This window comes from Kitasatospora sp. NPDC001175, assembly GCF_053598215.1.
Map to the genome: position 1 here is coordinate 144,623 of NZ_JBSFJU010000016.1, position 9,012 is coordinate 153,634.

The window sequence follows — 9,012 nt, forward strand, 5'->3', positions numbered from 1 at the left end:
TCATGTCTCCGCTGCAATGGCGGTGATCATATCCAGCGACTGGGCAGGGTTCAGCGCCGAAGACCGCAGATAGTCGAAGACGAGTCCATAGCCGTCGATCTCTGCCTCTTGCTCCAGGTAGTGGCTGCTCGTCAACGTCTCCAGGAACACTGCTCCCGGGGTGGGCGAGTCCGTAAACCCAAACATCACGAACGCTCCACATGCCCCAGCGGTCGCACCAACGTCGAGCGGAACGATTTGCAGCGTGATATTGGGCAGCTGTGCCGCCTCAGCAAGGTAGTCGAGTTGTGCTCTGCGCACGTCCACGCCACCCACCGGACACCGCAGAGCGGGTTCCCAGATGATCGCCCAGAAGCGAGCCGGGTCCGGCTTGACCAGGACCTCCTTGCGCTCCATCCGGATCTTTACCAGTTGGTCAATGCGTTCCGGGCGGACAGCAGCCGGATTGGCCTCCAACAAGGCGCGGGTGTAGTCCTCGGTCTGCAACAGCCCTGGCAAAACCAGCGGTTGCCACGTTCGGATGTACCGCGCGTCTCCTTCCAAACCGAGGAAGTCGGCATAGGCAGGCGGAACGGTGTCGCCGTAGTCGTGCCACCAACCACGCTTCTTGCTGTCCCGCGCCAGCCTCTCAAGAGCATCCCTGTCCCTCGGTTCGGCGACGCCGTAGAGATCCAACAGGACGCCGAGGTCGAGTCGCCGAATGCCGACCGCGCCGGTCTCTATCCGGCTGATCTTCGCGCGGGAGCACTTGAGTGCACCTGCGGCATCCTCGGTGCTCTTGCCCGCCGATTCTCGGAGTCGGCGAAGCTCCGAGCCCAGACGACGACCACGCACGGTCGGCCTTGATTCGTCGGTCATGCCCGCTCCTCCCTTGACGCGCCCAGTCTGCCCCCTGACGGACTGTCGGAGCCAGGAGGAATCGATCTGCACAGTTGCAACTGTTCTTGTTGCAAGCTGCATCACAACAGGAGCATGCTACGTGCAGTAGTCCACCGCGAGACGCAGCGTGACCATGACGGCCGGCGACCCGGGCATTCCCATGCCCTCACAAGGTCGACGGCCGACCCGCTCACAGTTCCCGACCACGAAGGGGGCGTTGCCATGCCCGGAATCCTGGAGAGACCACCCTCGGCGACCGGCGAGCACTCGTGCTGGCTCCCGCGTCACCGCAAGTCCGCAGACAGAGCCCGCAGACTGCTCCGCGACTTCCTCGCCCGCCTCGACGGCGGCGAACAGTACCTGGACACCGGCGAGTTGCTGCTCTCCGAACTCGTCGCCAACGCCATCGAACACGCCCGCGTGCCACCCGGCCGCCTGATCCAGGTCCGTTTCGAACTCTCACCCACCACGCTGCGGCTCGAAGTCCACGACGCCAACGCCAGCCACCCGACGGCACGTTCAGCCGGCGAGGACGACGAGTCAGGTCGCGGCCTCTGGCTGGTCGACCAGCTCTCCACCTCGTGGGGCTGCCACCCCAGACCGGGCGGCATCGGCAAAGCCGTCTGGTGTCTGATCAGCCCGACCCGGCGGAGCGCGGCATGAACACCCCGAGCACGGACAACCTCCCGGTCGTCGTGGAGATCGAGGGCATCACCGCCCCCGCCACGTTCACCCGCCTCCCCGACGCCCTCACCGCCGTCTGGGACGCCCTGAAGCTCCTCCCCCTCGGCACTCTCCAGGCCGACGCCTTCCGCTACTTCCTCACCCGCCCCGACGCCGCCGAGCGCACCACGGAGTTCCTCCGGCGCGACGGCCGGCTCGACCTCTCCTTCACCCTGCACGGCCGAACCCACGCCGTCCGCCTCCGCCCCCAACTCACGGAGAGCTGACCGTGGACGACGACCCCCAGGCCGAGTACCGCGAAGTCGCCGAACGCCACCGCCAAGGCCTCCCCGACCCCCGTACCGCGCTACTCGCCTACACCCTCTCCAGCGCCTGCATCGCCCTCCTCGCCGTCGCCCTGCTCGCCACCGCACACGGCCACTGACCATCCACCAGGCCGCCGGAACTCCCGCCGGACGCACCGAAGTTCCAGCGAAAGTCCCAAGCACCCGCGTGCCGCTCACAGGACGGCATGCGGGCATCGCCCCGGCCGGTCGCGAACTCCCCCATGGCGACCGGCCGGGTTCATCCCGGCCTGGCAGGATGGGCCCGTGCCCACCGGTCGCGACCGGTGCGGCGGGGGGACAAGGAGAACAACGGGCATGAGGACCGGCATCGTCGGCCGCCGAATAGGCGGCTTCCCGGCACAACGCGGCCGCCAGAGGCCGCACTTCGCACGCGTGAACCCGGGCCGGGGGTAAGCGGTGGGCGAAACGATGCGCTCTCTCCGGTGGCTCAGGGTTCGGCACTCCCTGCTGCTCGTGTGCGCGGGCTGGGCGTGCACCGTCCCCGTCACCCTGGCGGACGATGACATACGCGACGTCGTGAGCCAGTGCCACGACAGCCCCGGCGCCCCGTTCTACGTCCTGCCACTCGCCTGGGCGGGGCTGGTGCTTGGCATCGCCGCCATCTGCCTGGGCGGATGGCAGTTGGTCACCGTCCTGCGGGACAAGTCGCGCCGGCTCGGCCCCGGGCACGCCCTGCTCTGCGCCGTTCTGCCCCTGGCGGTCGTCGCCGCCCTCGTCCAGGCCGTCGCGGTGCAGGTCGCGACGCACGACACCGGCCCCCAGCGGAACCACTGCGCCGGCAGCGCCCGACTGATCGCGGAGTTCCGGTGAACACTCCCGCCCCGGCCGATCGGCTCATACGGGCGCAGGACAGCACCACAGCCCGCGAGCAGCAGGTCGAAGGCCACCTTCAGCTCACTCCTGACCGAGAAAAGATCACGCACCTCGTCTGCTGCCGCGACGCCTCCTGGCGGACGGCGTTCTGCGGCACGCCGGGGCATGCGATCAATCTGGCGGCCGAGATCATCTGCGCGATGTGCCTTGAGACGGCCGAGGCGATGCACCCCGGCTGGCTGTCGAACGGCATGGGCTACGTCTGCCCGGTCGACGGCAATCCGTGCCCTGACGACCACGAGGTCGATCTGCGCATCGCGAGGGAGACCGACCCGACCGCATAGGCACCGCCCTCGAAGCGTCCGAGGTCAGCTCCCTTCGGCCAGCTCCCACAGATGCACCGAGGTCCCGTCCTTGGAGACCGTGTACCAAGTGCCGTCCCCCGCGGCCCGGGCAGGTCCCGAGACGGGCACGGGGTAGGAAATCTCGCCGCGCAGCGTCATCCCGTCCACGTCGACCAGCCAGTGACGAACCGATCCGTACGGGGCATCGCACTCGGAGGTCCCGGCAACAACAGTGCCCTCATCGACGAAGGCCGCCTCGTAGTCCCAGTACACCCTGTCCTCGCCGGTGCTCCCGGGGTGTGCCGGCACGGTATCCGCGGCGTCCAGTTCCCGGGGCTCCGAGCCGTCTTCCACCTGGTGGACGTAGAGGGACCACTGCCCGACGTCAACGGTCAGGAGGTGCCGGCCGGACGGGCTCACCGCAAGGAGGACCAGCCCGATGCCGATCTGCTCGGTGGTCAGCTGCTGCCCGTCCCAACGTCCCCACAGCGCAGGCGACCCTTCCTCTCCCTCGCCGACACTCAATCCCATCTGTGCGGAATCCGGGTGTGGAGTGTGCTCGGAGCCGGAGGCCACGGTCATCGTGTTCGCGCGTCCCACGACCCTGCCGTCCACGGCGTCCAGAACCACCCACAGTTCCTGGTCGTCCTCCGTGTCCCCGTCGTCGCCCAACGGACCGCGGACGTGGGCCCAGACGAGCCTGCCGTCTGCGCTGACCGCGACAGAACCGCCGTCAGCGCGGGAGTGGTCCTCGTCGTGCGCGTATTCGTCGAACGACGGGTGCGAGAGGGTGCAGCCGCCGTCCCAGCAGCCATGTCGCACCTCCCACCGCGTCGCACCGGTCCGCTCCACCGACCGCACCGCGTGCACGCCGGCGAACACCGCCGCATCCCGCTCCGGTGACACCGTCACCGATCCGAAGCGGCGCGGCCAGGGCGCCGGGAATCGGACCTCGGCGGCCCGGCCGGCGTGGGGCGTGTCCAGATCGAGGGCCACTACGTCCGTGTCACCGCGCTGCACGAGGAGCCGGTGGCCAGGCCAGGACAGCACCTGCGGAGCGTCGGCTGACGCCGGGTCCAATGGGGCGGCGATGGTGGTGACGAGACGAGCGGCGATGGTCACGGTTTCTTCCAGCCCCAGACGACGGACGACGCGAGATCCTGACCTCCCAACCCTATGGGGGAGCGCAGACGTCGTAGAGCGGCCCCACTGCCGCTCCTCGATGCCCTCGTCCTGCTCCTCAGCGAGCGGTGGTCCGCAGCCGAGCAGCCACGGGCAGCCGAATCGGCCGCTCAGGCCAGCCGTTCAGACCAGCCGTTCAGGCCAGCCGCTCCGCCGGCACCGCCAGCCGGGACGGCAGCACCGCCTCCACCCGGAAGCCCCCGTCGTCCTCCGGACCGGCCGAGAAGCTGCCCCCGAGCGCCAGCACCCGCTCGCGCATCCCGACCAGCCCGTTGCCGCCGCTGGGCAGCGCCACCCGACCGCCGTCGCCGTCCGCGCGGTCGTTGACCACCGCCACCCGGACCCCGTTCGGCACGTACGCGAGCAGCACCGCGACCTGTGCCCCGGCGGCGTGCTTGTGGGCGTTGGTGAGGCCCTCCTGGACCACCCGGTACGCGGTCTGCTCCGCCTCGGTGCTGAACGGCCTGCGGCTGCCGCTGACCGTCAGGGTCACCGCCATCCCGGCCGCCTCGGACTGCTCGACCAGCCGCGGCAGGTGCTCCAGACCGTCCTGGGGCTCCGGTGCCTCCTCGGACATCCGCAGCACACCGAGGATCTCGCGCAGCTCGTTCAGCGCCTGGCGCCCGACCTCGCCCATCAGCCGGGCGCTCTGCTTCGCCTTCTCCGGGTCCTTGGCGACGATGCGCTCCAGCGCCGAGGCGTGCACCACCATCAGGCTGACCCGGTGCGCCACCACGTCGTGCATCTCGCGGGCGATCCGGGTGCGCTCCTCCAGCCGGGCCCGGCGGGCGCGCTCCTGGGCCTGCTCGGCCAGCAGGGCCAGCTCGGTCTCCAGGCCCTGCGCGCGGTCCTCGAGCGACTCCACCAGGCGGCGGCGCGCGCCCACGTACAGCCCGGTGATCACCGGCAGCACCGTCAGGCCGGCCGCGACCAGCACCGCCAGCAGGACGAACACCCAGGTCGGCGGGAGCTGCTCGGCCGCGAGGCTCTCGGACCGGCTCTGCTGCGGCATCGGGTGGAGCATGGCGAACAACACCATCGCGAAGGTCTCCAGCAGCGCCACCGCGGAGAGCCCCAGCACCCGCCCCCGCCGCGAGGGCCACTCCCAGGTCCCCGCCAGCGTGTACAGCGAGACCACCAGCAGCACGACGCCGAACAGGCCGGGGACGAAGACCAGCGCCATCAGCACCGGCACGGCCGGCCAGCGCCGCCGCACCACCAGGCTGGCCCCGGCCAGTGCGCCCAGCACCGCCGACACCACCACCAGGCCCACGCCCCAGCCCAGCCGGTCGTGCACCATTCCGTACGCCCCGAAAGCGCACTCCAGTCCGGCCAATGCGGCCAGACCGATGTCCAGCAGCGCGCTACGGCGCCGACGCCACCACCACAGTGAATGGACCGGCCCGCCCCCCTCAGGCGACTTGCTCATGAGAGACAGCCTAAGGGGGGGACATTGTCATCCACTGAACACCCGGCCAGCCGGGGGCGACACCTCCGGGGACGGACGACCACGCGGCCGACCGCGCACCTCCGCGGCGGGCCGGGCGCGCCCCCGCCCGCTCCTCGGAAGGTGCGACCGGCGCGGTCCGGCCCACGGGACGGCGCCGGTCGCACGTCCCCGCGCGACGGGGAAGCCCCGGCCCGGCCCCGGGAGGCCGCCGGCTGTCCGCCATACGGTTATGTCACCGTCGCGGCACCCCGTGCCACCTATGCTGGTCGCGTCGGACAGCGCGGTCCGCACACGTCACCTTCACAGTGGTGATGAGAGCCGTTGCCGAACCCCACCACCTCAGGGAGCCAGCCGTGACCGCTCCGGTCCCCACCTCGTCGGCGGACAACTCCACCCAGCCCACGGTCGCCGACAACGCGGCCCTGCGTGCGGACATCCGCCGCCTCGGCGACCTGCTCGGCGAGACCCTGGTCCGCCAGGAGGGCCCCGAACTGCTGGGCCTGGTCGAGCAGGTACGACTGCTCAGCCGCACCGACGGCGAGGCCACCGCCGAACTCCTCTCCGGCATCGACCTGGAGACGGCCGCCAAGCTGGTACGGGCCTTCTCCACCTACTTCCACCTGGCCAACGTCACCGAACAGGTGCACCGCGGCCGCGAGTTCGCCGCCCGCCGGGCCCGCGAGGGCTCCCAGCTGGCGCAGACCGCCGACCAGCTGTCCGACGCCGACCCCAAGCACCTCGCCGACACCCTGGCCCACCTGGCGGTGCGCCCGGTCTTCACCGCGCACCCGACCGAGGCCGCCCGCCGCAGCGTGCTCCACAAGCTGCGCCGGATCGGCGAGCTGCTGGAGCGCATCCACCGCGAGCAGGCGACCGCCGGCCTGGCCAGCGCCGACCCCGAGCGCCACCCCGCCACCACCCCCGATCGTGCCGCTGCGCGGCTCACCTCCGCCCGCCGCTCCGCCGACCGCAGACTCGCGGAGGTCATCGACCTGCTCTGGCAGACCGACGAGCTGCGGATCGCCCGCCCCGAGCCCACCGACGAGGCCCGCAACGCCGTCTACTACCTGGACGAGCTCTACCGCGAGGCCGTCCCCGAGGTGTTGGAGGAGCTGCACGAGGAGCTGGCCCGGGTGGGCCTGAGCCTCCCCGAGGGCGTCCGCCCGCTGACCTTCGGCACCTGGATCGGCGGCGACCGCGACGGCAACCCGAACGTCACCCCGAACGTCACCTGGGACGTGCTCGACCTCCAGCACGAGTACGGCATCAAGGACGCCCTGGACACCATCGACGACCTGCGCGCCTCGCTCTCCACCTCGGTCCGGCTGGCCGGCGCCTCCGACGAACTGCTCGCCTCGCTGGACGCCGACCTCAAGCTGCTGCCCGAACTCAGCCCGCGCTACAAGCGGATGAACGCCGAGGAGCCGTACCGGCTCAAGGCCACCTGCGTCCGCCTCAAGCTGGAGAACACCCGCGACCGCCTGGTCACCGGCACCCCGCACGTCATCGGCCGCGACTACCTCGGCACCCGCGAGCTGGTCGCCGACCTGAAGCTGATCCAGGAATCGCTGCGCGCCCACCGCGGCGAACTGATCGCCGACGGCCGCCTCGCCCGCGCGATCCGCACCATCGAGGCCTTCGGCCTGCAACTGGCCACCATGGACGTGCGCGAGCACGCCGAGGCGCACCACCACGCGCTCGGCCAGCTCTTCGACCGGCTCGGCGAGGAGGCCTGGCGCTACAACGACATGCCGCGCGAGTACCGGCAGAAGCTGCTCGCCAAGGAGCTGCGTTCGCGCCGCCCGCTGGCCCCGACCCCGGCCCCGCTGGACGCCGCCGGGACGAAGACCCTGAACGTCTTCAACACCATCCGCGAGGGCTTCGAGCGCTTCGGCGACGAGATCGTCGAGAGCTACATCATCTCGATGTGCCAGGGCGCGGACGACGTCTTCGCGGCCACCGTACTGGCCCGCGAGGCCGGTCTGATCGACCTGCACGCCGGGATCGCCAAGATCGGCATCGTGCCGCTCCTGGAGACCACCGACGAACTCCAGCAGGCGGACCGGATCCTGGAGGAGATGCTCTCCGACCCCTCCTACCGGCTGCTGGTCTCGCTGCGCGGCGACGTCCAGGAGGTCATGCTCGGCTACTCCGACTCCTCCAAGTTCGGCGGCATCACCACCTCCCAGTGGGAGATCCACCGGGCCCAGCGCCGGCTGCGCGACGTCGCCCACCGGTACGGCATCCGGCTGCGCCTGTTCCACGGCCGCGGCGGCACCGTCGGCCGCGGCGGCGGCCCCTCGCACGAGGCCATCCTGGCCCAGCCCTGGGGCACCCTGGAGGGCGAGATCAAGGTCACCGAGCAGGGCGAGGTCATCTCCGACAAGTACCTGCTGCCCTCGCTGGCCCGGGAGAACCTGGAGCTGACCATCTCGGCCACCCTGGCCGCCTCCGCCCTGCACACCTCGCCGCGCCAGGCCCCCGAGGAACTCGCCCGCTGGGACGCCGCGATGGACCAGGTCTCCGAGGCGGCCCACACCGCCTACCGCACCCTGGTCGAGCAGGACGACCTGCCCAAGTACTTCTTCGCTGCCACCCCGGTCGACCAGCTCGCCTCACTGCACCTGGGCTCCCGCCCGTCCCGCCGCCCCGACTCCGGTGCGGGCCTGGACGGCCTGCGCGCGATCCCGTGGGTCTTCGGCTGGACCCAGTCCCGCCAGATCGTCCCCGGCTGGTACGGCGTCGGCTCGGGCCTGGCCGCCGCCCGCGGGGCCGGGCTCGGCGACGTGCTCGACGAGATGTACGGGCAGTGGCACTTCTTCCGCAACTTCCTGTCCAACGTCGCCATGACGCTGGCCAAGACCGATCTGCGGATCGCCCGCCACTACGTCGAGCAGCTGGTCCCGGCCGAACTGCACCACGTCTTCGACCAGATCGTGGCTGAGCACGAACTGACCCTGCGTGAGGTGCTCCGGCTCACCGGCGAGAGCGAACTCCTCGAACACAACCCGGTGCTGAAGCAGACATTCACCGTCCGCGACGCCTACCTCGACCCGATCTCCTACCTGCAGGTCGCACTGCTGCGCCGCCAGCGCGAGGAGGTCGCCACCGGGCGGCCGGAGGACCCGCTGCGGGCCCGGGCCCTGCTGCTGACGGTCAACGGCATCGCGGCCGGCCTGCGCAACACGGGCTGACGCCCGGGCCCCTTCCCAGGGGCAGCCACCAGGGGCGCGGGGCAGAGCCCCAACCCCCACACCCCGAACCACCCACCCACCACCACCCCACACCCCCAGCCGGGCGAAGCCCGTCCCAC

General features: G+C 71.0%; 9 protein-coding genes. 6 read left to right on the forward strand and 3 right to left on the reverse strand.

Annotated features, from left to right (window positions below; translation table 11 throughout):
* A complete protein-coding gene (locus tag ACWDAK_RS14940; RefSeq protein WP_427393540.1) occupies positions 1–858 on the reverse strand; it encodes a helix-turn-helix domain-containing protein in 858 nt (285 codons plus the stop codon).
* A gap of 243 nt (positions 859–1,101) precedes the next feature.
* Here ACWDAK_RS14940 and ACWDAK_RS14945 point away from each other — a divergent pair, with 243 nt between their 5' ends.
* The 5 genes from ACWDAK_RS14945 to ACWDAK_RS14965 all read left to right on the forward strand — a co-directional run bounded on the left by ACWDAK_RS14945 (position 1,102) and on the right by ACWDAK_RS14965 (position 3,067).
* Positions 1,102–1,542: an ATP-binding protein gene (locus ACWDAK_RS14945; RefSeq protein WP_427393539.1), complete on the forward strand. Its 441-nt coding sequence runs from the start codon at positions 1,102–1,104 to the stop codon at positions 1,540–1,542.
* A complete protein-coding gene (locus ACWDAK_RS14950) occupies positions 1,539–1,829 on the forward strand; it encodes a hypothetical protein (protein WP_427393538.1) in 291 nt (96 codons plus the stop codon). Before ACWDAK_RS14945 ends, ACWDAK_RS14950 begins: the two co-directional genes overlap by 4 nt.
* 2 nt (positions 1,830–1,831) lie before the next feature.
* Positions 1,832–1,987 carry a hypothetical protein gene (locus ACWDAK_RS14955; RefSeq protein ID WP_427393537.1) on the forward strand — a complete coding sequence of 52 codons (156 nt, stop codon included), beginning with the start codon at positions 1,832–1,834 and terminating at the stop codon, positions 1,985–1,987.
* A 331-nt stretch (positions 1,988–2,318) separates the two neighbouring features.
* Positions 2,319–2,720, forward strand: a complete 402-nt coding sequence (locus ACWDAK_RS14960; RefSeq protein ID WP_344640215.1) for a hypothetical protein — start codon at positions 2,319–2,321, stop codon at positions 2,718–2,720.
* Positions 2,717–3,067: a hypothetical protein gene (locus ACWDAK_RS14965; protein WP_344640214.1), complete on the forward strand. Its 351-nt coding sequence runs from the start codon at positions 2,717–2,719 to the stop codon at positions 3,065–3,067. The genes ACWDAK_RS14960 and ACWDAK_RS14965 overlap by 4 nt, the downstream gene beginning before the upstream one ends.
* Positions 3,068–3,091: 24 nt before the next feature.
* Here ACWDAK_RS14965 and ACWDAK_RS14970 read toward each other — a convergent pair whose 3' ends face one another.
* The gene (locus ACWDAK_RS14970) at positions 3,092–4,189 is read right to left on the reverse strand and encodes a hypothetical protein (RefSeq protein ID WP_427393536.1); all 1,098 of its coding nucleotides are present in this window, start codon (positions 4,187–4,189) and stop codon (positions 3,092–3,094) included.
* A 196-nt stretch (positions 4,190–4,385) separates the two neighbouring features.
* The gene (locus tag ACWDAK_RS14975; protein WP_344640212.1) at positions 4,386–5,678 is read right to left on the reverse strand and encodes a sensor histidine kinase; all 1,293 of its coding nucleotides are present in this window, start codon (positions 5,676–5,678) and stop codon (positions 4,386–4,388) included.
* 332 nt (positions 5,679–6,010) lie between these two features.
* On the opposite strand from ACWDAK_RS14975, the gene ppc reads away from it, so the two are divergent.
* Positions 6,011–8,893, forward strand: a complete 2,883-nt coding sequence (gene ppc / locus ACWDAK_RS14980; protein ID WP_449806469.1) for a phosphoenolpyruvate carboxylase — start codon at positions 6,011–6,013, stop codon at positions 8,891–8,893.
* Positions 8,894–9,012: the final 119 nt, after the last annotated feature.